Below are 21,322 nucleotides of genomic sequence, written 5' to 3' on the forward strand. Positions count from 1 at the left end.
CTGCGGCCATGGATTCGCCCCTCAGTCGTCGTCGCGTCATTGCGTTTGGCCTTGCCGCCGCCTGCATCGTTCCGCCCCGAACCGCTCGCGCCACCGCGCCGTGGGAGGACTTCAAGGCGCGCTTCGTCACGCCGGAAGGCCGCGTGCGCGACAACGCCAACCAGGACATCTCGCATTCCGAAGGCCAGGCATGGGGCATGCTGCTGGCCGCCCGGCATGGCGATGCGGTAGCCTTCCGCCGCATCCACCTCTGGACCCTGGCGCGGCTCGGCCTGCGCTCCGACCGGCTTCTGGCCTGGCGCTTCGTCCCCGGGCCGGGCGGCGGCGTGCGGGACCTCAACAACGCGACGGATGGCGACCTCTATCACGCCCTGGCGCTGCTGACGGCGGAGCGGCGCTGGCCGGGGCATGGCTATGCCATGCTGGCGCGCCGCGTGGCGGAGGACCTGCTTCGCCAGGCCGTGCGCCAGGTGGGGCCGCGCTGCGTGCTGCTGCCCGGCTCCGCGGGCTTCGAGGCCGCAGGCCATGTCGAGGTCAACCCTTCCTACTATGCCTTCGTCGCGCTGGACGCGCTGGCGGCGGCGTTCCCGGACCAGCCCTGGGCGCTGGTGGCGCGGGAGGGGGAGGCGCTGCTCGCGGAGGCGCGCTTCGGCCGCTTCGGCCTGCCACCCGACTGGCTGCGGATGGAGCGTCGGGGCGGCGCCCTGGTGCCGGTGCGCGGGCGCGGCGATCGCTTCGGCTACGATGCCATCCGCGTGCCGCTGAACCTGGTCTGGGGCGGGCGCGCGGCGCATCCGGTTGTGAAGGCCGCGGCCCGCTTTTGGTCGAACCCGGACTACCGGCACGTGCCCGCCTGGGTACGCCTCAGCACCGAAGAAATCTCGCCCTATCCGGCCGGTCCCGGCGCGCTGGCCATCGCCTGGCTGGTGCTTGCGCAGCGTGCCGGCTGGGGCGAGCTGTCCGCCATGCCGAGCGCCCAGTCCGCCCACAGCTACTACGACGCGGCGCTGGCGCTGCTGGCGCGCGAGGCCTGGCGCGACCTCACCCAGCCGCCTTCCGGCGCCTAGCCGCTTGACGCGCCGCGGCACCCCGAACCACCCGAGGAGTCGATACCTGCCATGAGTTACGCCAGCCCCGCAGCCGAGCCGGCCGCGCCGTTCGTCGCCGCTTCCAAGGCCGCCGCCGAGCACATCAACGTGCTGCTTGGCCAGCGCGTGCGCGAGCTGCGCAAGCTGCGGCGGATGAGCCAGTCGGAACTGGCCGTGCACCTGGATGTCTCGTTCCAGCAGGTGCAGAAATACGAACAAGGCACCAACCGGATCTCCGTCAGCAGCCTGCTGCAGATCGCCCAGGCGCTGAAGGTACGCCCGGACGTCCTGCTGGGCGAGGCGCCGGGCCTTGATAGCGCCGCGTCCGGGGAGAGCGCCTTACGTCCCGTGGCCGAGCAGGTCCGCCTCCTGGAGCTGTTCGACTCGATCGCTGATGCCGCCTGGCGGGCCAAGGTGCTCGACCTGGTCGAGCTGCTGGGTACGGCGAGCCGGCGCGGTGCATAGCGCCGCCATGCCCGGGGCGAACGCCGCCCCGCAGCCCATCGCCATCCATGAGGGTGTGCGGGTCGGCCGGCTTGTAGTGACCGGCGAGGCGGAGGCTTACTTCTGGCGGGGGCGCTTCGCCCGGCGCCGCTGGGTCTGCACCTGCGATTGCGGTGGCATTACCGAGATCCGGGAGGACCGGCTGCGCCTGGCAAGTACCATCAGCTGCGGCTGTGCCCGGGACGAGGCGGCGCGGGAGCGCCTGTTCCGCCACGGAGCGCGGGCCGGCGGGCGGTGCCGGCCGGAATACGGCGCCTGGCAAGCGATGCTGCACCGGGCGGATGGCGCGCCCGTGGCACGCCGCTGGCAGGATGCGGAGGGCGACGGCTTCAAGGCCTTCCTGCGCGACCTGGGCCCGCGTCCGAGCGCCGTCCATGCGCTGGCACGCCTGGACCCGGCCCGGCCCTTCGAGCCGCGGAACTGTGCATGGCTGCCGATTTCCGTCCGGCGCGGGCAGCCGCGGCGGCTCCTCGAGCTCGATGGCCGACTGGTGTCCCTGAAGGCTGCGGCGCAGGCATACGGTGTAAGCTACGCGCTGCTGTGCAAGCGGTTGGAACGCGGCTGGCCGCTGGTGGAAGCCTTGGGCCGCGTGGCCCGTGGCGGCAGCGCCCTTCGGGCGGTGGCCGCGCCGCCGGCGGGTCATGGCGTGAGCGTCGCGCCGCCGCGCCACTCGGGCTGACGCCCACAACCGCGCCGGGGCCGGGCCTGAGCCCACCGCGGACTTGTACCCGCCGGAGGTCCGACGGCAGGCGTTGGCTCTGGTCCGATCGGGGCGAACGCCCGAGGAGCCTGCCAGGGAGTTCGAGCCGATGGCGCAGTCGATCTGGAATTCGGTCCGGCAGGCTGAGCGCGACGGCGAGGCTCGCAAGGATGGCGGCGTTTACAGCCCCGAGCGAGAGGGACTGGCAAAGCTCCGGTGTGAGAAACATCGCCTGGGCGCGCCGCATCGCCATTGTGGAGGCCGATCAGAAAGGCGCAGCCACGGGGTTGCAGGTCATGGTCACGAACACCGCCTCCGAGCAACCATGGCACTTTCCTGGCGGCATGGTGGAGGTGTCTTTTTGCTGCGTTCAGCAAAGGGGCATGCCTGGGAGCGCGGGCCCGCCTCTGCCGTCAGACTGCCACCGTCCTCCGCCCAACGTCGCGCTTGGCCCGCTCTGCCGAGAGGCTGTGCATCGCCGCGCCTCCAGCTTCGATGCCGTCCAGCCGATCCGCCAGCCGTTGCAGCCCATCCTTCACCGCAGGGAAGTAGCGTGCCCGGTTATAGGTGGCCGCAAGCTGCGAATGGATGGACGTGTGGTTCAGCGCGGCTTCGATGACATGCGGTTCCACGCCCATCTCACCGAGCATGGTGGCGCCCGTGCGGCGCAGGTCGTGGCGGGTCCATCCGCTAGTGCCGGTGGCCTCCATTATGGTTTTCGTCGTGCGATCCCAGTTCGCCAGCTTCTCGCCGCCGCGCGCTGCGAAGATCAGCGTCGTCGGCTTCCCGGCGCCGATGCCAGCCAGCAGCTCCACCGCCTGCCACGACAAGGGCACCCGATGCGGCTGGCCGTTCTTTGTCTCCGGGATGCGCCACTCGCCGGCCTCAAGGTCCACATCGCCCCAGGTCGCAGAACTGGCTTCGTCGCGCCGGCAGAGGGTCAGCAGCATGAACCGCAGCGCCTTGGCGTAGGTGTTCGCCTCCGCTGCGCTGAGGGCCGGCAGGAGCGCTGCCAATTCGTCGCGCGACAGAACCCGGTCACGCCGCTTCACCGCCGCCGGAGGGTCCACCAGCGCCACGTCACGCCCGACATACCCGCGCTGCGCCGCCCATTTCAGGATCGGCCGGACGTAGCGGACTGCTGCCGACGCGCTGGCCTTCGACGGGTGGGCATCGGCCACCATCTGGAAGTCGCTGGCGGTGGCGGTGGCAAGGGGCCGGCGCATCAGGCTGGCAAAGACGCTCTCTACCCGACGGCGCGTCTCTGGCCAGGATTTCAGCGCGGCGCCAGGGCCGATGGTGCGGGCCTTTGGCGCTTCGCCGTCCACCGCCTCGCCCTTCTTCGCCACCGGGCCGCCGTAGAGGTCCAGCAGCGCCCCGAGGGTGCCAATGCCTTCCTTTGCGTCGCGGCCGATGGCGCGCAGCTTCTTCGCCTCCGCGATGGGGTCCGCACCCTGCCGCACCTTCTCCCGGGTGCTGCGCGCCTTCTGCCGGGCGTCTGTGATGTTCAGGGCGGGCCAGGCGCCCAACGGGAAGCGCCTCATGCCGCCCTGAGGGTCGCGGCAGGCCAGCACCCAGGATGCCGAGCCAGAAGGCGTCACGCGCAGCCGCAGCCCTTCCTGGCCGGCATCGGCCAAGTCCCGGCGCTGCGCCTTCGCCGCCGCGTCGCGGAGCGCCTTGTTGATCGCCGTCTCTGTGAGCCGAACCGCCATCACCGCATCCTCCGCCCGCAGCCCGTTCAATCTGGGGCTTCAGCGGGGCTTCGCCGGGGCTTCAACATCCGGACTTTCCGGGGGACGCCACGGGATGAAATGATGCGGAGACGGAAGAAGAAAAGCAAGGGTAAGACTGGGAGATTCGCGACAATCGGGGATGGTCTGATCCGCCAGGGGATGCTCCGGCTAGAGCGCCGCGCGATAACTCTTAATCAGCGGGTCGTAGGTTCGAGCCCTACAGCGCCCACCAATCATTCCAGGCACTTCTGCACGTCCCGGGCTCCGGGCCTTTCGGCCGGGGTCGCGCGCCGCTTATCTGCCTCCAGGCATCGGGTGCGGCCGTGGCCCAGGCGTGCCGCTGGTGCGCTTCGCACGCCCGCCCCGCATCTCATTCCATGGAGACACGCCGTCCGAGAGGACGGGTCGTGCTCTACCGCTTCGCCAGCGCCTCGCGCAGGAACGCCGCCGTGCTGCGGTAGTGTTCCTGCAGCAGCGCCACGGCGCGGGGCACCTCCCGCGCCAGCGCGGCCTCGGCGATCGCCGCATGCTCGGCGGCGACGTCGCGGCCGGGATAGGCGACGCTCTTGGCCACGGCTCGGTAGCGTTCCGCGCGCTCGCGCAGAGTCTCCGCCATGCCGCGCAGCGTGGGGGAGGGGCAGGCCGCCAGCAGGGCCTGGTGGAAGGCGGCATGCGCGCCCTCCCAGGCCGGATCGGCCCGGATCAGGCGCTTGAGCCGCCAATGCGCCACGACCAGCGCCTCCTCCCAGGCAGGATCGCCGGCCAAGAGACTCTCCCGCAGCACGACCTCCTCCAGCCAGCAGCGCGCGCGCACCAGCTCGTCGAAATCCGCAACCGAGGCGGGGGCGGCACGGAAGCCGCGTGAATCGAGCCGCTCCACCAGCCCCTCGGCCGCGAGGGAGGACAGCGCCTCCCGCACCGGGCTCGCCCCCGCCCCGTAGCTTTCCGCCAGCGCCTGCACCTTCAGCTTCGCCCCGGGCGCGAGCACGCCCCGCAGCAGATCATCCCGCAGGCGGCGATGGACCTGGGCGGTGAGGCTAGGGGTGGCGAGGCTTTCGTCGATGTTCGCTTGCATGACGCGTATTCTATCGATAAAATCTCTCGAAAGCTACTTATGTCGAGAGGGGCGTCCGATGCGGTTGGTGAGTTTCGTGGATCAGGGTCGCTTTGTTCCGGGCGTGCGGCTGGGTGAGCAGGTGGTGCCTGTCTCGGCCCTGGCCGGCTTCCCGGACGATGCGCTGGCCCTGCTGGCGGCGGGCGCCGACACGCTGCACCGCCTCGATGCCGCGGCCCGGTCCGCCCCGGCGGCCACGCACCGCGCCCTGTCCTCGCTCACCCTGGGCATGCCGATCCCCCGCCCGGGCAAGGTGATCTGCATCGGGCTGAACTACGCGCTGCACGCCAAGGAAGGGGGCAACCCCATCCCCGACTACCCGGCGGTGTTCCTGCGCGTGCAATCCTCGCTGGTCGGCCCCAACCAGCCGATGCTGCGCCCGGGCTGCTCGGACAAGCTCGACTATGAGGCCGAGCTCGCCATCATCATCGGCAGCCGCGCCCGCTGCGTGAGCGAGGCCGATGCGCTGGCCCATGTCGCGGGCTATTCGCTGTTCAACGACGGCTCGGTGCGCGACTACCAGCGCAAATCCACGCAATGGACCATGGGCAAGAATTTCGACGCGACCGGCGCCTTCGGGCCCGAGATCGTCAGTGCCGATGAGCTGCCCCCGGGTGCCGCGCCGCTGCGCATCACCGCGCGCGTCGATGGCCAGACGGTGCAGGACAGCACGACGGGCGACATGATCTTCTCCGTCGCGCGCTGCATCGCGATCCTGTCGGAGGTGATGACGCTGGAGCCCGGCGACGTGATCGCCACCGGCACGCCCTCGGGCGTGGGCTATGCGCGCAAGCCGCCGCTGTTCCTGGCCCCTGGCAAGGTGGTGGAGATCGAGGTCGAGGGTGTGGGCGTGCTGCGCAACACCATCGCCGATGATCCCGCCTTCGCGGCGTGATCGCCATGCGCCGCCGCACCGCGCTGCTGGCCGCCGCCGGCCTCGCCCTGCCGGGCGCCGCGCGGGCCGCCTGGCCCGAGCGCCCCTTCCGGCTGCTCTGCGCCTTCCCGCCCGGCAGCGCCACCGACATCGCGGCCCGCACCTTCGCCGAGGCGCTGAGCGGCCCGCTCGGCCAGCCGGTGGTGGTGGAGAATCGCGGCGGCGCCTCCGGCAACATCGCCACGGTGGCGGTGCGCAACGCGACCGATGGGCATACCGGGCTGGTGCATGGCGCGGCCTTCTCGGTGAACCCGGCGCTCTATGCCAATCCGGGTTTCGCTATCGCGGATTTCCGCACCATCGCCATCCTCGGCTCCACCCCTGCGGCCTTCGTGGTGAAGGCGGATGGGCCGATCCGCAGCCTGGCGGATCTGCTCGCCGCGGCGCGGGCGCGGCCGCTCGACTACGCCTCCTCCGGCGCGGGCACGGTGCCGCGGCTGGGGGCGGAGCTGCTGTTCCGCCGGCTGGCGCGGGTGGAGGTGCAGCATGTCGCCTTCCCGCCGGCGCAGGCGGTGACGGCCGTGGTCTCGGGCCATGTGCCGCTCGCCGTGGTGGCCCTGCCCACCGCGATGGGGCTGGTGCGGGCCGGGCAACTGCGCGTCATCGCCGTGGGCTCGGCGCAGCGCGACCCGCTGCTGCCCGAGGCCCCCACCGTGGCGGAGCAGGGCTTTCCCGGCTTCGATGTCGGCGCCTGGAACGCGCTGTTCGTGCCGCGCGCCATGCCGGCCGAAGCGGTGGCGAGGCTCGAGGCGGCATGCGCGCCGCTGCTCGCCGCCCCCGGGATGCGCGCGCGGCTTGCCCCCGCGGGCCTCACCCCCGGGCGCTTCGCCGGTGCCGCCGCGCAGGATTTCGTGCAGCGCGAGGCCGCGGTCTGGGCCGAGGTGGTGCGCGCCGCCGGCGTGACGGCGGATTGAGCATGGCCCGGCCGCGCAACATCCTCTTCATCATGGCGGATCAGCTGCGCTGGGACTATCTCTCCTGCGCCGGGCATCCGGCGCTGCACACGCCCCATATCGATGCGCTGGCCAAGCGCGGGGTGCGCTTCGACCGCGCCTTCGTGCAATCGCCGGTCTGCGGCCCCTCGCGCATGAGCTTCTACACCGGACGCACGGTGAATTCGCATGGGGCGACCTGGAACTTCGTGCCGCTCCCGGTCGGCGAGATGACGCTGGGCGACTACCTGCGCCCGAGCGGCATGCGCGTGGCGGTGGCCGGCAAGACCCATGTCTTCGCCGACAATGAGGGCATGGCGCGCGTGGGCCTGGCGCGCGAGTCCGAGCTCGGCCTGTCCATCGCGGAAGGCGGCTTCGCGCCCTTCGAGCGCGATGATGGCGAACATCCGGACAAGCGCACGGGGCCCTCGCTGCGCTACAACCAGTATCTGCGCGCGCAGGGCTATGACGGGGATAATCCCTGGCATTCCTGGGCGAATTCGGCCGAAGGCCCGGAGGGCGAGGTGCTCTCCGGCTGGTCGCTGCGGCATGCGCACCTGCCCGCGCGCGTTGCCGAGAAGCACAGCGAAACCGCCTGGATGAGCGAGCGCGCCATCGACTTCATCCGCGAGAGCGGCGCGCGCCCCTGGCTGCTGCACCTCTCCTACATCAAGCCGCACTGGCCCTATATCGCGCCGGCGCCCTATCACGCGCTCTACGGCGCCGAGGCGCTGCTGCCGGTGGTGAAGAGTGCCGCCGAGCGCGTCGATCCGCACCCGGTCTATGGCGCCTTCATGGCGATGGATGCCGCGCAGGCCTTCGGGCGCGACGAGGTCCGCGACCATGTGCTGCCCGCCTATATGGGCCTCGTGAAGCAGATCGACGATCACGTCGGGCGCGTGATCGCGGCGCTGGAGGAGGCGGGCCGGCTGGACGACACGGTGATCGTCTTCACCTCCGACCATGGCGACTATCTCGGCGATCACTGGATGGGCGAGAAGGAGCTGTTCCACGAATGCTCCGTGCGGATCCCGCTGATCATCGTCGATCCCTCGGCGGCGGCGGCGGCGACGCGTGGCACGGTGGACCACCGCCTGGTCGAGGCGATCGACCTCGTCCCCACCTTCCTCGACCTGCTGGGGCAGAGCCTGCCGACGCACCGCCTCGAAGGGCGCTCGCTGCGCCCGCTGCTGCATGGCGAGGCCACGCCCTGGCGGGCGTGCGTGTTCAGCGAGCTTGATTTCGCCTTCTACAAGGCGCGGCTCACCCTGGGGCTCGATGTGCAGCAGGCGCGCTGCTGGATGATCCGCACCGAGCGCTGGAAGTACATCGCCTTCAAGGCCTTCGACCGTGCGCAGCTGTTCGACCTTGAGAACGATCCCGATGAGCTCAGCGATCTCGGCCAGAGTGCGGCGCATGCGCCGATCCGCGCCGCGCTGCAAGCGATGCTGTTCAAGCGCCTCGCGGACCGGCGCAATCGCGTCACGGTCAGCGATGCGGATGTGGCTGCAAGAACCGATGGCGCGCGCAGCAACGGCGTGATCATCGGCGAATGGTGAGGGGAGACGACATGCAACGGATCACACGCCGCATCGCATTGGGCGGCACGCTCGGCCTGCTGGCCGCGCCACGCCTGTCCCACGCCGCCTGGCCGGAACGGCCGGTGCGGATCACGGTCGCCTTCCCGCCGGGCAGCAGCACGGATGTGCTCTGCCGCGCGCTGGCGCAGGCGCTGACGCCGGTGCTCGGCCAGCCCGTGGTGGTGGAAAACCGCCCCGGCGCGGGCGGCAACATCGCCACGGTCGCGGTGCGCCGCAGCCCGCCGGACGGGCAGGTCTTCCTCGCGCATTCGGTGGCCTATGCCGTCAATTCCAGCCTCTACCGCAATGCCGGCTATGACGCGCTGACCGATCTGGAACCTGTCGCCCTGCTGGCCAGCACGGCCAACGTCATCACGGTGAATCCCGATCGGCTGAATGTGCGCAGCCTGCCCGAGCTGTTCGCCGCGGCGCGCGGCGGGCGGCTCGACTACGGCTCCTCGGGCATCGGCACGACGACGCATCTGGGCCTCGAATTGCTGTTCCGCACGCTTGCGAAGGTGGAGGTGCAGCACGTGCCCTTCGGCCCGGCCCAGGCGGTGACGGCGGTGGTGGGCGGGCAGGTGCCGATCGGCTCCACCAGCCTGCCGCCGGCACTCCCCTTGATCCGCGATGGCAAGATCCGCGCGATCGCGGTCACCTCCGCGCAGCGCGACCCCTCGCTGCCCGAGACGCCCACCGTGGCCGAGCAGGGCTTCCCGGGCTTCGAGGCGCTGACTTGGTTCGCGCTCTTCGCCCCCGCCGGCACGCCCGCCGAGATCACCGAGCGCATGAATGTCGAGGTCAACCGCGCGCTGGGCGCGCCCGAGCTCAAGGCGCGGCTCGACCGCATGGGCTTCGCGCCCGACCCGCGCGGCAGGCCGGCCCTGGCCGCCTTCCTGCGCGAGGAGGTGACGAAATGGGCCGGCGTGGTGCGTGAATCCGGCGCGACGGTGGAGTGAGAACCTCATGCGGAACGTGACGCCCGAGACCCTGACCGAGACCTTCGCGGCCTATGCCGCGAAGGCCGAGGATGCGCGCACCCGGGACGTGCTCTGCGCGCTGGCCAAGCACCTGCACGCCTTCGTCAAGGAGACGAAGCTGACCCATGCGGAATGGATGGCGGGCCTCATGGCGCTGACCCGCGCGGGCGAGGTGACGACGCCCGAGCGCAACGAATTCATCCTGTTCAGCGATCTCTTCGGCGTCTCGGCGCTGGTGGACATGGTGAACACGCCGCCCGGGGCGACGAGCTGTTCCAACCTCGGCCCCTTCCATCAGCGTGGCGCGCCGCCGCTGCCCGATGGCGGGGATCTGTGGAAGGGCCAGCCGGGCGAGGTGATGGTGGTCACGGGCCGCGTGCTGGATGCCGCGACCGGGCAGGGGGTGGCGGGGGCCACGCTCGACATGTGGCAGAACGCCGACAACGGCTTCTACGCCGCGCAGGATCCGGCGCAGGCGCCGAAGAATTTTCATGGGTTGCTGACCTGTGCGCAGGACGGAAGTTTCTGCTTCAGCACAACCCGGCAGAAGCCCTACACCGTGCCCTATGACGGCCCGGCGGGGGACATGCTGCGCGCGCTCAAGCGCGATGCCTGGCGGCCGGCGCATCTGCACGTGATCGCCGAGGCGGCGGGCTATCACCCGCTGGTGACGGAGCTGTTCCTCGAGGACGATCCCTATCTGGATACCGATGCGGTGTTCGGCGTGCGGCAGGACCTGGTGGTGCCGCTCGGGACCATGGCCAAGGCCGACACGCCCGCGCATCTGGTGGCGCGCGGGCAACTGCCCGAGACGGTGCTGCATGCGAGCCTGATCATCCGGATGGCGTCGCGCTGAGGGGCTGTCCCCGCGCGCCGGCGGAATGCGGCCTGGGTGACCGCGCGGGTCGTGATTCCAGCGGGTTGTCCCTCAATCGGCAGGCAGACGGAGCCCCCGACCGGCGTCGGACGGGGCCCCCCGCTTGGCGTGCCGATGCGCGCGGCGCGGTGTCGGGGGCGGCTCAGGCGCGGTTCTTGAACCGCCCGCCGGACCGCGCGAATGGCAGACCTGGTCGCCGGCGCGCGAATGCCTGATCAGCGGGGCGGAGGTTCGAGCCCCACGGCGCGCACCGGTCTCTCGGGGACCGCCGATCCGACCGCGACAGAGTCGACCTGGTCCCGCAGGAGCGGGCGCCAAACGGGGCGCTTCGACGTCGATCTTGTTCTTTATTTGTTCCTGTGCGCATGATGCCCCATGGCCGGCTTGGCGCAGCATCCCGCGAACCTCACCGAATCCGCCGCGCCACAGGGCCTGGTCCGGGCGCTGGCGCGGCTGGTGGCCGAGGATCGGGCGCGCGGCCTGGACGGGGTGGCGATCGCGGAACGGGCCTTGCTGGCTGCGCGTGCCTACAGCCCCGCGCTGCCCCTGCCGCATCTGCGGGACGCGGTCGAAGCCGCGCTGCGCCTTGGCGGCGCGCCCGGCCGCGGCCCGTTCCGAGAGACCCCTTGAGAATGCCGGCGGCTGAGGGTCGGCAGGCGGTATTTCAGCCCTGCAAGGCGCCGGGCGCAGCCGATGCGGGTTGCATCGGCAGGGTTGGCAACGCAGCAGGGAGGGAAAGGCGCCGCGGAACCGACCCGCCGGTGTTCTCGCACGGTCTCTGACGCAGGACAGGAGCTGAGGCCAGGCAGAAGGTGACTCCGGTCGCAACAGTGCGGTGCGCGGCCTCTCGCCTGGCCCGATCGCGGCCGCCTGCGGCGCGAGGCGCGGCGAAGGCCTGTCTTCCGCCCGGCCTGGCGCAACCCCCGCCCGCCTTCCGCGTCTAGCTCCCGCGAAGCACCGCCCGACGCCGGAGGACCCCGCATGGCCGATCTGCCCTTCCCCGTGCCGATCTGCGGCCCGCCGCCCCTGCCGGGCGCCGCGACCTGGAACCTGGAGCCGACCCTGCTGGCCACCCTGCTGGCCGGCGCCCTGGCCATCGCCTGGACGGAGCGGCGGCAGGGCAAGGCGATGGCCTGGCCGATGGCGGGGTGGCTGGTGCTGGCGCTGGCGCTGGTCTCACCGCTGTGCAGTGCCTCCGTCGCGCTGTTCAGCCTGCGCATCACCCAGCATCTGGTGATCTCGCTGGCCGCGGCGCCGCTGCTGGCGGTGGCGGCGATGCGGCTGCGCGGCGTGGCACGTCTCGGCCCCGGGCTGCCGGCCATCGCCTTCGGGGCGCTGCTGTGGCTGTGGCATCTGCCCGGCCCCTACGGCGCCACCTTCGCACCGGATGGCGTGGCCTATTGGCTGATGCACCTGTCGCTGGCCGGTGCCGCCACCTGGTTCTGGGCCGCGCTGCTGCGGCATGGCGCGGCGCGGCCGCTGGCCTCCGCCATCGCCGCGCTGTCCACCGCCATCCAGATGGGCGTGCTGGGGGCGCTGCTGACCTTCGCGCCACGCGCGCTGTATGCGGTGCATGGCGCTTCGGTCACCGGCCCCTGGGGGCTGACGCCGCTGGAGGACCAGCAGCTGGGCGGGCTGCTGATGTGGGTTCCGGGCGGCCTGCTGTTCCTGGTGGTGCTGGCCGCTGCCGCGGCGCAGGTGCTGCGGCCGCAGCTGGCGCGCAGCACGGGCTGAGGTCAGCCCGCCGCGGCCAGCGCCGCCGCGTGGCGCTGGTTGATGGCGGTGCGGGCGGCGGCATCGCCGGTGCCCTCCAGCGCCAGGTCGCGCACCAGGTGCAGGTGGCCGCGGATCACCACGCGCCGCGCCGGGTCCTGCTCCACCTCCGCCACCATTCCCAGTACCTCCTGCAGCCGGATCATGACGGAGGGCTGGCTCGCGGCATTCTGCCGCAGCATGTGGAACATGGCATCCACCAGCCCCTCGTAATCCGGCGCCGGCCAGGTCACGCGCAGCCTGTCGTCGCGCCACACCTCCCCCGCCGGTAGGCGCCGCCCGGCCAGGCCGCAGAGCGCGGCGCCCAGGCGGTCCAGCACACCGATCGCGGTGAAGGGGTCGTTGATGCCGGGGGAAAGCGCCCGCAGCGCGATCTCCACCAATTGCCGCACGGCGAATTCAAGGTCCTGTTCCACGCTGCGCGCGTCGCCGATCGACATGCCATCCGCCACCCTGGCCTGGGCCTCTTCCCGCGTCGCGGCCGGGCTGACATGGCCGATGATGCTGCCGGGGAAGACGAATCCGCCCGGCCGCACCACAAGGTCCAGCCGCGCATCCTGCGCCGCCGCCCAATCCGCCAGCGCGCCGTGGTCCAGCACCCGCAGGTAGCCGCTGCCGGGTGCCTTCAGCGGCACGGCATCGCGCGGCAGGGGCTCCGGCAGGCGGGGCGGGGGCGGGTCCTCGCCGCGCGGGCGGGCGACGAGGTCGAGCGCCGATTCCAGGTCCTGGTGCACCAGCGCCGCCACCCGGTCCACGCTGATGGAGGCCGCGACATGCTGCAGGAACCAGATCAGCACGCCGATGCAGCCGAAGCCCATCAGCAGCCCGACCGAGACGGCGAGCTGCGGCACGAAGGTGGTCTCCGCCGCCTCCTGCACCGAGCGCAGGGCGACCAGGGCATAGGCGAAGGTGGAGAGGAAGGCGCCCAGCGCATACTGGTTGCCTGCATCGCGGGTGAAGTTGCGCAGCAGCCGCGGCCCCATCTGGTTGGAGGCGAGCGTCAGCGCCGCGACGGTCATGGAAAAGGTGGTGCCGGCAACGCCGATGATCGCCCCCGCCAGCACGCCCAACACGTCGCGCGCCCCGCCGGCGGCCCCGGCATAGACCCAGCCGTCCAGCCCTTCGGGCAGCCACACCGCCCCTTCCGCACGCACCAGCGCCTCCGCCAGGGCGATGGCGGCCACCGTCATCAGCGCCGGCCGCACCCAGAAGGAAGCCAGCAGGTCCGCCCACCATTGCCGCAGCCGTGCCGCCGTCACCGCGAATCCCCCCACCTGTCCGCAGGGCGTAACGAGCTGCAGGCGGGAAGGTTCGCGCGCCGCGCGGCCAAAGCGCTGTCAAGCCTTGCGGCTTCGCGAGGTGCCTCGGAAGTGCGTTGGAACAATAAGCCGGAGCCGTTTCGCCGTCTTCGCTTTCGGTGAAGCGGCTTCAGGGTGTGCCCCGCGCTGGAGGAATCGCCGCCCATGCGCTCGCCATTCCTTGCAACGCCCGTTCCGGGTCGACGGGCCAGTCCGCGTGGCGTGACCAGCTCTAGCCGGGGCGCCCGGCCGGAACCACGCTCATCGTCCCATCGGTCTCCAGCACCACGGCGGCGGCCTGTTCCGGCGTGGCGACGCCACCGGAGCGCAGCGCCGCCAGCACTTCCTCCCGCGTCACGCGCTGGCGGCGCATCGCCTCCTCCAGCAGGCGGCCCTGGTGCAGCAGCAGGGTGGGCTCCGACTTGACCAGGTTGCTGAAGCGGGTGGAGCGCACCGAGAGCCAGGCGACCAGGAATTGCAGCCCGATCAGCAGAAGCAGCGCCACCAGCCCCTCCGCCAGCGTCACGCTGCGGTTCAGCAGCACGGTCGCCAGGGTGGAGCCGAGCGCCACCGTCACCACCAGGTCGAAGGCGTTCAGCTTGGCCAGGGTGCGCTTGCCGGACACGCGCAGGAACAACACCAGCGCCGGATAGGCCAGGCTGCCGACCAGCAGCACCCGCAACAGGCCGGTCCAGTCCTGGAACAGCATCTCTCCGATCGCCATGGCGGCTGCTCCTCATGCGAAGGGGGCGGCCTGCCGGCCACCCCCCGTCCGCGTCATGCGTCCCGCCCGGTGTCGCGGCTCAGCCGCGGTCCTGGTCCTGCCAGAAGCGGTCGATCTGCTGGCGGCGCTGGCCATAGACCTGGGCGTTGGCCATGGCATCCGGGTCCACGTTCGGCGCGCGTTCCAGCGCCGCCTCGGTGGTGTTCAGCACGAAGATGTCCATGTTCGGCGTGGCGCGCAGGCGCTGCCACGGCACGGCCACGTAGTCCTCGCCGATGCCCAGGAAGCCGCCGCGGGCCAGGATCACGTAGCTGATGCGGCCGCTGTCCGGATCGACGATCACGTCCTCCACACTGCCCAGCCATTCATCGCGCGGGCTGCGCACATCGGTGCCGGTGATGTTGTCGGCGCGGAAGGCGCGGTTCATCTCCGCCACCGGCGTGGCGGCGACCAGCCGCTGCTGGCGATAATTGCCGATGCTGGCGGCGTCGACGCCGGATTCACGCAGGCGGGTGCCGTAGGCCTGGTAGGCCTCGCGCGCCTCGGCCAGCACCATCTGGCAGCCGCGCTCCTCGCCACGCTGGGCCATCGCCACGGCGCCGGCGTGCAGCGTGCGGATTTCCTGCATCGGCGGGATGCGCCAGGTGGTGTTGGCCCAGGGGCTGCCGGCGCCGACCATCGGTGCGCCGACCGCACCGCCAACGCGGGGCGCGCCGATCGCGCCGCCGCCCTGCGCCTGGACATCCGCCGCGCGGGCGCGGGCGGAGGGACCACCGCGGGCGCCGGCATCGCCGGTGCCGACGGCGGTGTCGGCGACGCTGCGATCGCCGCTCGGGCTGGCCAGCGGCGCGCCACCGCGGTTCCAGCCATAGCCGGTGCGGTAGCCGCTGAGCCACAGCCCGTCCTGGCGCATCTGCTGGCCGAAGCGCTGCAGATCCTGCAGGCACTGCGTCGCCACCTGCCGCCCCTGGTTCTGGTTCTGGTTCTGGGCCTGGTTCTGGGCGTGGCCCAGCGCCGGGGCCAGCAGCAGGGCGGCGGTGGTGCCGAGAATGAGGTGCTTCATCTGTCGCCTCCGTCTTTCGGGGGGAGGGCCGCGGCACGGGGCCGGGCCGGGGCGACCTGGCGGGCGGGAGAATCGGCGCCGGCCGCCAGGGGGCGGCCATCGCGGCCGCCGAAGGGGTCACGGGTCCTGCCCGCCCCTCCCCAACGTGCCCTGGCGCCGGGCGTTCCTCGAATACGGCGGAAATACGGCGGTAGCGGGTGGCCCTGCCGCGCCTCAGGTGCCGCAGAAGGTCTGCGTCACCTGCTGGTCCGGCGCCGCCGGCAGCGCATGGGCGGCGTGTTCCGGCTGGTCCTCCTGCGGGCGGGCCAGCACCGCCAGCAGGGTCTCGAAGGGCGCGAAATCGTCGCGCTCCACCGCGGCGGCGATCGCCTCCTCCACCCGGTGGTTGCGCGGGATGAAGGCCGGGTTCGCCTGGCGCATCGCCGCCGGGTCCAGCGCCCCCCGCGCGCGCCGCTGTCCCCAGGCCTCCGCCCAGGCATCGAAGGCGGTGGGGTCGCGGAACAGCGGCCGCGCCGCCGCCGGGTCGGTGGCCAGGGCGCGGAAGGTCAGGGTGAAATCCGCCGCATTCTCCGCCATCCGGCCCAGCAGATCCTGCAGCAGGGCGGCATCGCCCTCCTCTGCCCCGGCCAGCCCGGCCTTGGCGCGCATCACCGCCAGCCATTCCCGCTGGAAGGTGGGCACGAAACCGGCCAGGGCCTCCTGCGCCGCGTCCATTGCCGCCTGTTCCTGCGGTGCCAGCAGCGGCAGCAGCGCCTCCGCCAGCCGCGCCAGGTTCCATTGCGCGATGCGCGGCTGGTTGGCGTAGGCGTAGCGCCCGGCATGGTCGATGGAGCTGAACACCATCGCCGGGTCATAGGCCTCCATGAAGGCGCAGGGACCGTAGTCGATGGTCTCCCCGCTGATCGTCATGTTGTCGGTGTTCATCACGCCATGGATGAAGCCGAGGCCGAGCCAGCGCGCCACCAGCGCCGCCTGCCGCGCCACCACGCCGCGGAACAGCGCCAGCGCCGGCACCGGGTCGTCGATGGCGTCCGGCTGGTGCCGGGCAACCGCGTGGTCCACCAGCAGGCGCACGGACTCGAGGTCGCCGCGGGCGGCGAAATACTGGAAGGTGCCGACGCGCAGGTGGCTTGCCGCGACGCGCGCCAGCACCGCGCCGGGCAGTGGCACCTCCCGCATCACATGCTCACCCGTCAGGGCGGCGCCCAGGCTGCGGGTGGTGGGCACGCCGAGCGCGGCCATTGCCTCGCTGACGATATACTCCCGCAGCACCGGCCCCAGCGCCGCGCGGCCATCGCCGCTGCGGGAGAAGGGGGTGGGGCCGGAGCCCTTGAGCTGGATATCGCGCCGCAGCCCGTCGCGCCCCACCACTTCGCCCAGCAGGATGGCGCGGCCATCGCCGAGGCGCGGGCTGAAATGGCCGAACTGGTGCCCGGCATAGGCCTGGGCGAGGGGTGCCGCCCCTTCCGGCACCGCGTTGCCCGCCAGCACCCCCGCGGTCAGCAGGGCGGGGTCGATGCCGAGTTCTTCCGCCAGCGCCAGGTTGACGCGGATCAGCCGCGGCGCGGCCACCGGCGTGGGGTCCAGCCGGGCGAAGAAGCGGTCCGGCAGGCGGGCATAGCTGTTGTCGAAGGCAATGGGGGCCATGGGGGGGGCTCCTTGCAAGAAGGGGCGCGGCGCGGGCCCCCGCCCGTTGGGCGCATGCGCCCGACCTCCCCCACCCAACGGGCGGGGGAGGTCTTTCGGGTCAGGCTTCCAGGAAGCTGCGGAGCGCGCGGCCCTGATTGGACTGGCGCAGCTTGCCGAGCGCCTTCGCCTCGATCTGGCGGATGCGCTCGCGCGTCACGCCGAAGGTGCGGCCGACCTCCTCCAGCGTGTGCTCGCTGTTCATGCCGATGCCGAAGCGCATGCGCAGGATGCGTTCCTCGCGCGGCGTCAGGTCGGACAACACCTTGCCGGCGGCGTCGCGCAGCCCGGCGCGGGCGGCGGCGTCGAAGGGCAGGATGGCGTCCTTGTCCTCGATCAGGTCGCCGAGGCGGGCATCGCCCTCCTCGCCGATCGGGGCCTCCAGGCTCACCGGCTCCTTCGCCAGGCCCTGCACGGTCCGGACCTTCTCCAGCGGCATGCCGAGCCGCGTGGCAAGCTCCTCGGGGGTCGGTTCGCGGCCCGTCTGCTGCGCCAGACGTCGGCCGGTCCGGACAACCTTGCCCACGGTTTCCGTCATGTGGACGGGCACGCGGATGGTGCGGGACTGGTCGGCGATGGCGCGCGTCACGGACTGGCGGATCCACCAGGTGGCATAGGTCGCGAATTTGAAGCCGCGCCGCCAGTCGAACTTCTCCACCGCGCGCATCAGGCCCAGGCTGCCTTCCTGGATCAGGTCGCCCAGCATCAGCCCGCGGTTGCGGTACTTGCGGGCGATGTAGACCACCAGGCGCAGATTGGCGCGCGTCAGCTCCTCCCGCGCCCGGCGCATCTCGCGCTCGGCGCCGGCGGCTTCCACATGCAGGCGGCGCAGCTGCGGGGCGGGCAGGCCGCTGGCAGCCTCGATCTTGGCCAGCTCCGCGGCAATGCTGCCGATGCCGTCCTTCATCGCGCGCTGCGCCGCGGCGCCCTTGGCCGCGGCCTCCAGCCGGCCGATGCAGCCGGCGGAGGCGCCGGCCCACAGCTTCAGGAAATCCGGGCGGCCGATGCGGGCGGCTTCCGCCAGGCGCAGGGCGCGGCCATCCAGCATCATCAGCCCGCGATTGGCCTCGCGCAGCCGCTCGATCAGTTCCTCGATCCGCGCCGGGCGCAGGCGCAGCCCGGTGACCAGCGCCACCGCCGCCTGCCGCAGGGCTTCGGCGTCACCGGCCGAGGCGGCGCGCAGCGCCGCCAGGCTGGCCAGCGCCGCATCCAGCGCGGCCAGCGCCTCCGGCTTCAGCCTGGCGTCGATCGTCGCGTGCGGCAGCGCCTCCGCGCCCTCCTCGCCCTCGCCCGGGGCGTCGAGCACGGTCTCCTCGGGCAGGTTGGCGGCGGCAGTCGCCTCCAGCTCGATCACATCGCGCAGCGGCATGCGGCTGGCGGCGATGGCGTCGCGCCATTCCGTTACCGCGCGGGCGGTGGTCGGGCTTTCGCACAGCGCCGCCAGCATGGCGTCGCGCCCAGCCTCGATGCGCTGGGCGATGGCGATCTCCGCCTCCCGCGTCAGCGGCTCGGCCACGCCCATCTCGCGCAGGAACAGCGCCACCGGGTCGTCGGAGCGGCTGGCGGCAGCCACCTGGGCGGCGCTGATGTTGCGCCCGGCCGGCTGGCCGTCCTCCGTCTCGTTCGGCTCATGCGCCAGGGAGGGGCTCTGCGCTTCCTCATCATCCGCATTGCCCGCGGCGCGGTCGTCGCCGGCGCCGTGGCCGAGGCCGAATTCCTCGAGCAGCGAGGTCGCAGCCTCCTCGATCTCGTCCATCGGCAGCGGGTCGGCGACCAGTTCCGCGTCGAACACGTCATGGTCCGGCAGTTCGGCGGTCGTGGCGGCATGCCCGAAGGGAAGCGCCTCGGCGCCCGCCATCTCGTCCCGATCACTTGCCTTGCGTGCGAACATGCCGTCCATCTGTCGATCCACTCCTCTTCGCGCCGCCGCGCGGGCGAAGGCCAAACCGTCACAAATCCCCGTTTCCCTGACCACCGGAGGCACGAGACCCGCCGCCGCGCGGGTGCGCTGGCAGGCAGGCCGGCCTACGGAGGGGGGACGCGCCGCCATAACGGCGAGTGGGCCATATGGGAGTTCGGGCCCGCGCGGACACCCCTTATCGGAAGAAACGAGGCGTTTGTCCCGGCTTTTCTGCATGGCACCGTCCGCGCCCCGGCGGGGGCCGGTGCGCAGGCCCGGGCGGAAACGCGGCAAAGGGGCCGGCCTTGGCCGGTTTCTCGGAAAATGGGTGATCAAAAGCCGCTGCAAGGGCGGCGGCGGCCCTGTTCGGGCCTGGCGTGCATCACAACTGGATTGGATGAACGAAGTGTTTATCAACCGGATCGCGACGGCGACCCCGCAGAACGAGGTGCACGGCGCCTTCCGCGCCTTCGCCGCGGCCCAGGCCCTGGGCCGCGACAGCCGCGCCTTCGCCCGGATGGCGGAACGCGCCGCGATCCGCAGCCGGCAGTCGGTGCTGGTGCCGTCCGCGCCCGAAGGATCCGGCACCGCCTGCGGCTTCTACCGCCAGGGCGGCACCTTTCCCACCACCCGCGCCCGCATGGCGCGGTGGGAGGCGGAGGCCCCGGCCCTGGCCGAGGCCGCGCTGCTGAAGTTGGGGATGGAGCGGGAAGGCCCCGGCATCACCCATATCATCGTCGCCACCTGCACCGGCTTCGTCGCCCCGGGGCTGGACCGCCAGGTGATCGACCGCTTCGCCCTGCGGCGCAGCGTGGAGCGCACGACGGTCGGCTTCATGGGCTGCCAGGCGGCGATCAACGCGCTGAAGCTGGGCTGGCACATCCTGCGCAGCGAACCCCGGGCACGGGTGCTGGTGCTGTGCCTGGAGCTCTGCACCCTGCACCTGCAGGACACCACGGCGCTGGACCAGCTGCTGTGCTTCCTGCTGTTCGCCGATGGCTGCGCCGCGGCGCTGCTGAGCAACGAGCCGGTGGGCCTGCGGATGGAGGGCTTCGCCAGCGCGGTGATGCCGGAGGCGGCGGACCAGATCACCTGGCGGATCGGCGATTCCGGCTTCGACATGACGCTGTCCGGCATGGTGCCCTTCACCCTGGCGCATGCGCTGCCCGGCCTGGCGCCCGCCATGCTGGATGGCCGCCCGGTGGCGGAGGTGGCGCATTGGGCGGTGCACCCCGGCGGCCGCAGCATCCTGGACGCGGTGGCGCATGGGCTGGAGCTGCCGGCCCCGGCGCTGGACCACAGCCGGGCGGTGCTGGCCGAGCATGGCAACATGTCCTCGGCCACCGTGCTGTTCGTGCTGGCACGGATGCTGGCGGAGGGCCGGCCCGGCCCGGGCTGCGCGCTGGCCTTCGGCCCCGGCCTCTCGGCCGAAGCCATGCGCTTCCGGCTCGGCTGATGCGGCGCAGCCGGGCTGCCGAGATCATGGACGACCCGGGCCAGTCGGCGGCGGATTTCGACGCCGCCCTGGCCGACCTCGCCCGCATCAACCGCATGAGCTTCGCCACCGCGCCGCTGCTGGGCTTCCTGGACCGGGTGGTGCGCCGCAGTGGCCCGGCGCCGGGGCGGGTGCTGTCGGTGCTGGATGTCGGCGCCGGCGGTGGCGATGCCCTGCGGGCGATCGCCGCCTGGGGCGCGCGGCGCGGCGTGGCGCTGGATCTGTGGGGGCTGGACCGCAGCCCCTGGGCCGGCCGCCACGCCGCCGCGCACGGCACGCCGGCGCAATGGATCACCGCGGACCTGTTCGACCTGCCCGCCGGCCGGCGGTTCGATGTGGTGGTCTGCGGCCTGTTCGCGCATCACCTGGACGATGCCACGCTGGTGCGCTTCCTGCGCTGGCTGCCTGCCCATGCGCGGCACCGCTGGTTGATCCTGGACCTGCACCGCCACTGGCTGCCCTGGGCCGCCGTCTGGGCCGGCACGCGGCTGCTGCGGATGCACCCGATGGTCTGCCATGACGGCCCGATCTCCGTCGCTCGCGGCTTCGACCGCGCCGATTGGCGGCGCCTGGTGGCGGAGGCCGGGGTGGCGGCCGAGGCGCGCTGGGTGCCGCCCTTCCGCTGGGCGGTGGAGGGGCCGGGGGCGGGATGAACCACGCATGACCCCGGTGCTGGTGCTCGGCGGTGGCCCGGCCGGGGCGGCGGCGGCCATCGCGCTGGCCCGCGCCGGCGCCGCGCCGCTGCTGGTGGAGCGGCTGGCCGGCCCGGCCGAGAAGGTGTGCGGGGAATTCCTGGGCGCCGATGCGGCGGCGCTTCTGGCGGGGCTGGGGGTGGATCTGGCGGCGCTGGGCGCGGTGCCGATCCGCCGGGCGCTGTTCGGCGCCGGCCGCCGGCGCAGCGCCCTGGGCCTGCCCTTCGTGGCGTGGAGCCTGCCGCGCGC

Annotated in this window: 20 protein-coding genes; 13 read left to right on the top strand and 7 right to left on the bottom strand. The window is 72.4% G+C overall.

What is annotated here, in order from left to right:
* The first annotated feature begins 8 nt into the window (after positions 1 to 8).
* From HEQ75_RS21260 to HEQ75_RS21270, 3 genes are read left to right on the top strand one after another with little or no spacing between them, the layout of a single operon-like run.
* Entirely contained in the window at positions 9 to 1,067 is a 1,059-nt protein-coding gene (locus HEQ75_RS21260) for a glycosyl hydrolase family 8 (RefSeq protein ID WP_168034130.1), read from the top strand.
* Positions 1,068 to 1,118: 51 nt separating this feature from the next.
* Positions 1,119 to 1,553: a helix-turn-helix domain-containing protein gene (locus HEQ75_RS21265; protein ID WP_168034131.1), complete on the top strand. Its 435-nt coding sequence runs from the start codon at positions 1,119 to 1,121 to the stop codon at positions 1,551 to 1,553.
* 7 nt (positions 1,554 to 1,560) lie between these two features.
* Positions 1,561 to 2,271, top strand: a complete 711-nt coding sequence (locus tag HEQ75_RS21270; protein WP_168034132.1) for a hypothetical protein — start codon at positions 1,561 to 1,563, stop codon at positions 2,269 to 2,271.
* 434 nt (positions 2,272 to 2,705) lie between these two features.
* On the opposite strand, the gene HEQ75_RS21275 is transcribed toward HEQ75_RS21270, so the two are convergent.
* Both HEQ75_RS21275 and HEQ75_RS28875 read right to left on the bottom strand, forming a co-directional pair.
* Positions 2,706 to 4,034 carry a tyrosine-type recombinase/integrase gene (locus HEQ75_RS21275; RefSeq protein ID WP_168034133.1) on the bottom strand — a complete coding sequence of 443 codons (1,329 nt, stop codon included), beginning with the start codon at positions 4,032 to 4,034 and terminating at the stop codon, positions 2,706 to 2,708.
* 403 nt (positions 4,035 to 4,437) lie between these two features.
* Positions 4,438 to 5,100: a GntR family transcriptional regulator gene (locus HEQ75_RS28875; protein WP_168034134.1), complete on the bottom strand. Its 663-nt coding sequence runs from the start codon at positions 5,098 to 5,100 to the stop codon at positions 4,438 to 4,440.
* Between the two features lie 58 nt (positions 5,101 to 5,158).
* On the opposite strand from HEQ75_RS28875, the gene HEQ75_RS21285 reads away from it, so the two are divergent.
* The 7 genes from HEQ75_RS21285 (at position 5,159) to HEQ75_RS21315 (ending at position 12,176) form a co-directional block, all read left to right on the top strand.
* Positions 5,159 to 6,034 (top strand): fumarylacetoacetate hydrolase family protein, encoded by an 876-nt coding sequence (locus HEQ75_RS21285; RefSeq protein ID WP_168034135.1) that lies wholly within the window; start codon positions 5,159 to 5,161, stop codon positions 6,032 to 6,034.
* 5 nt (positions 6,035 to 6,039) lie between these two features.
* A complete protein-coding gene (locus HEQ75_RS21290; protein ID WP_168034136.1) occupies positions 6,040 to 6,987 on the top strand; it encodes a Bug family tripartite tricarboxylate transporter substrate binding protein in 948 nt (315 codons plus the stop codon).
* A gap of 2 nt (positions 6,988 to 6,989) precedes the next feature.
* Positions 6,990 to 8,564 (top strand): sulfatase-like hydrolase/transferase, encoded by a 1,575-nt coding sequence (locus tag HEQ75_RS21295; protein WP_168034137.1) that lies wholly within the window; start codon positions 6,990 to 6,992, stop codon positions 8,562 to 8,564.
* Positions 8,565 to 8,575: 11 nt separating this feature from the next.
* Entirely contained in the window at positions 8,576 to 9,544 is a 969-nt protein-coding gene (locus HEQ75_RS21300) for a Bug family tripartite tricarboxylate transporter substrate binding protein (RefSeq protein ID WP_168034138.1), read from the top strand.
* 16 nt (positions 9,545 to 9,560) lie between these two features.
* Positions 9,561 to 10,421 carry a dioxygenase family protein gene (locus HEQ75_RS21305; RefSeq protein ID WP_168034139.1) on the top strand — a complete coding sequence of 287 codons (861 nt, stop codon included), beginning with the start codon at positions 9,561 to 9,563 and terminating at the stop codon, positions 10,419 to 10,421.
* 396 nt (positions 10,422 to 10,817) lie between these two features.
* Complete coding sequence (locus HEQ75_RS21310; protein WP_168034140.1) at positions 10,818 to 11,072, top strand: hypothetical protein; 255 nt, start codon at positions 10,818 to 10,820, stop codon at positions 11,070 to 11,072.
* A gap of 351 nt (positions 11,073 to 11,423) precedes the next feature.
* On the top strand, positions 11,424 to 12,176 hold the full coding sequence (locus HEQ75_RS21315; protein WP_168034141.1) for a cytochrome c oxidase assembly protein: 753 nt from the start codon (positions 11,424 to 11,426) through the stop codon (positions 12,174 to 12,176).
* Between the two features lie 2 nt (positions 12,177 to 12,178).
* Here the strand turns inward: HEQ75_RS21315 and HEQ75_RS21320 are convergent, their stop codons facing one another.
* The 5 genes from HEQ75_RS21320 to rpoD form a co-directional block, all read right to left on the bottom strand.
* On the bottom strand, positions 12,179 to 13,489 hold the full coding sequence (locus HEQ75_RS21320; RefSeq protein WP_168034142.1) for a DUF2254 domain-containing protein: 1,311 nt from the start codon (positions 13,487 to 13,489) through the stop codon (positions 12,179 to 12,181).
* A 256-nt stretch (positions 13,490 to 13,745) separates the two neighbouring features.
* Positions 13,746 to 14,237: a DUF421 domain-containing protein gene (locus tag HEQ75_RS21325; protein ID WP_235962032.1), complete on the bottom strand. Its 492-nt coding sequence runs from the start codon at positions 14,235 to 14,237 to the stop codon at positions 13,746 to 13,748.
* 79 nt (positions 14,238 to 14,316) lie between these two features.
* Positions 14,317 to 15,300 carry a PRC-barrel domain-containing protein gene (locus tag HEQ75_RS21330; RefSeq protein WP_168034143.1) on the bottom strand — a complete coding sequence of 328 codons (984 nt, stop codon included), beginning with the start codon at positions 15,298 to 15,300 and terminating at the stop codon, positions 14,317 to 14,319.
* 213 nt (positions 15,301 to 15,513) lie between these two features.
* A complete protein-coding gene (locus HEQ75_RS21335; protein ID WP_168034144.1) occupies positions 15,514 to 16,947 on the bottom strand; it encodes a protein adenylyltransferase SelO in 1,434 nt (477 codons plus the stop codon).
* 100 nt (positions 16,948 to 17,047) lie between these two features.
* The gene (gene rpoD, locus HEQ75_RS21340) at positions 17,048 to 18,877 is read right to left on the bottom strand and encodes an RNA polymerase sigma factor RpoD (protein WP_235962033.1); all 1,830 of its coding nucleotides are present in this window, start codon (positions 18,875 to 18,877) and stop codon (positions 17,048 to 17,050) included.
* Between the two features lie 406 nt (positions 18,878 to 19,283).
* Between rpoD and HEQ75_RS21345 the strand changes: the two genes are divergently transcribed.
* The 3 genes from HEQ75_RS21345 to HEQ75_RS28880 all read left to right on the top strand — a co-directional run.
* On the top strand, positions 19,284 to 20,342 hold the full coding sequence (locus HEQ75_RS21345) for a type III polyketide synthase (RefSeq protein ID WP_168034146.1): 1,059 nt from the start codon (positions 19,284 to 19,286) through the stop codon (positions 20,340 to 20,342).
* On the top strand, positions 20,342 to 21,034 hold the full coding sequence (locus HEQ75_RS21350; RefSeq protein ID WP_168034147.1) for a methyltransferase domain-containing protein: 693 nt from the start codon (positions 20,342 to 20,344) through the stop codon (positions 21,032 to 21,034). The genes HEQ75_RS21345 and HEQ75_RS21350 overlap by 1 nt, the downstream gene beginning before the upstream one ends.
* Before the next feature lie 7 nt (positions 21,035 to 21,041).
* A partial coding sequence (locus tag HEQ75_RS28880) for an FAD-dependent monooxygenase (protein ID WP_209318698.1) occupies positions 21,042 to 21,322 on the top strand: 281 nt, incomplete at its 3' end.

The organism is Falsiroseomonas selenitidurans (assembly GCF_012103215.1).
Taxonomy (GTDB): Bacteria; Pseudomonadota; Alphaproteobacteria; order Acetobacterales; family Acetobacteraceae; genus Falsiroseomonas; species Falsiroseomonas selenitidurans.

Excerpts from the sequence above, each read along its gene's own strand:
- HEQ75_RS21260 (WP_168034130.1), top strand. The coding sequence starts at position 9 with ATGGATTCGCCCCTCAGTCGTCGTCGCGTCATTGCGTTTGGCCTTGCC.
- HEQ75_RS21265 (WP_168034131.1), top strand. The coding sequence starts at position 1,119 with ATGAGTTACGCCAGCCCCGCAGCCGAGCCGGCCGCGCCGTTCGTCGCC.
- HEQ75_RS21270 (WP_168034132.1), top strand. The coding sequence starts at position 1,561 with ATGCCCGGGGCGAACGCCGCCCCGCAGCCCATCGCCATCCATGAGGGT.
- HEQ75_RS28875 (WP_168034134.1), bottom strand. The coding sequence starts at position 5,100 with ATGCAAGCGAACATCGACGAAAGCCTCGCCACCCCTAGCCTCACCGCC.
- HEQ75_RS21285 (WP_168034135.1), top strand. The coding sequence starts at position 5,159 with ATGCGGTTGGTGAGTTTCGTGGATCAGGGTCGCTTTGTTCCGGGCGTG.
- HEQ75_RS21290 (WP_168034136.1), top strand. The coding sequence starts at position 6,040 with ATGCGCCGCCGCACCGCGCTGCTGGCCGCCGCCGGCCTCGCCCTGCCG.
- HEQ75_RS21295 (WP_168034137.1), top strand. The coding sequence starts at position 6,990 with ATGGCCCGGCCGCGCAACATCCTCTTCATCATGGCGGATCAGCTGCGC.
- HEQ75_RS21300 (WP_168034138.1), top strand. The coding sequence starts at position 8,576 with ATGCAACGGATCACACGCCGCATCGCATTGGGCGGCACGCTCGGCCTG.
- HEQ75_RS21310 (WP_168034140.1), top strand. The coding sequence starts at position 10,818 with ATGGCCGGCTTGGCGCAGCATCCCGCGAACCTCACCGAATCCGCCGCG.
- HEQ75_RS21315 (WP_168034141.1), top strand. The coding sequence starts at position 11,424 with ATGGCCGATCTGCCCTTCCCCGTGCCGATCTGCGGCCCGCCGCCCCTG.
- HEQ75_RS21325 (WP_235962032.1), bottom strand. The coding sequence starts at position 14,237 with ATGGCGATCGGAGAGATGCTGTTCCAGGACTGGACCGGCCTGTTGCGG.
- HEQ75_RS21330 (WP_168034143.1), bottom strand. The coding sequence starts at position 15,300 with ATGAAGCACCTCATTCTCGGCACCACCGCCGCCCTGCTGCTGGCCCCG.
- HEQ75_RS21335 (WP_168034144.1), bottom strand. The coding sequence starts at position 16,947 with ATGGCCCCCATTGCCTTCGACAACAGCTATGCCCGCCTGCCGGACCGC.
- rpoD (WP_235962033.1), bottom strand. The coding sequence starts at position 18,877 with ATGTTCGCACGCAAGGCAAGTGATCGGGACGAGATGGCGGGCGCCGAG.
- HEQ75_RS21345 (WP_168034146.1), top strand. The coding sequence starts at position 19,284 with ATGAACGAAGTGTTTATCAACCGGATCGCGACGGCGACCCCGCAGAAC.
- HEQ75_RS21350 (WP_168034147.1), top strand. The coding sequence starts at position 20,342 with ATGCGGCGCAGCCGGGCTGCCGAGATCATGGACGACCCGGGCCAGTCG.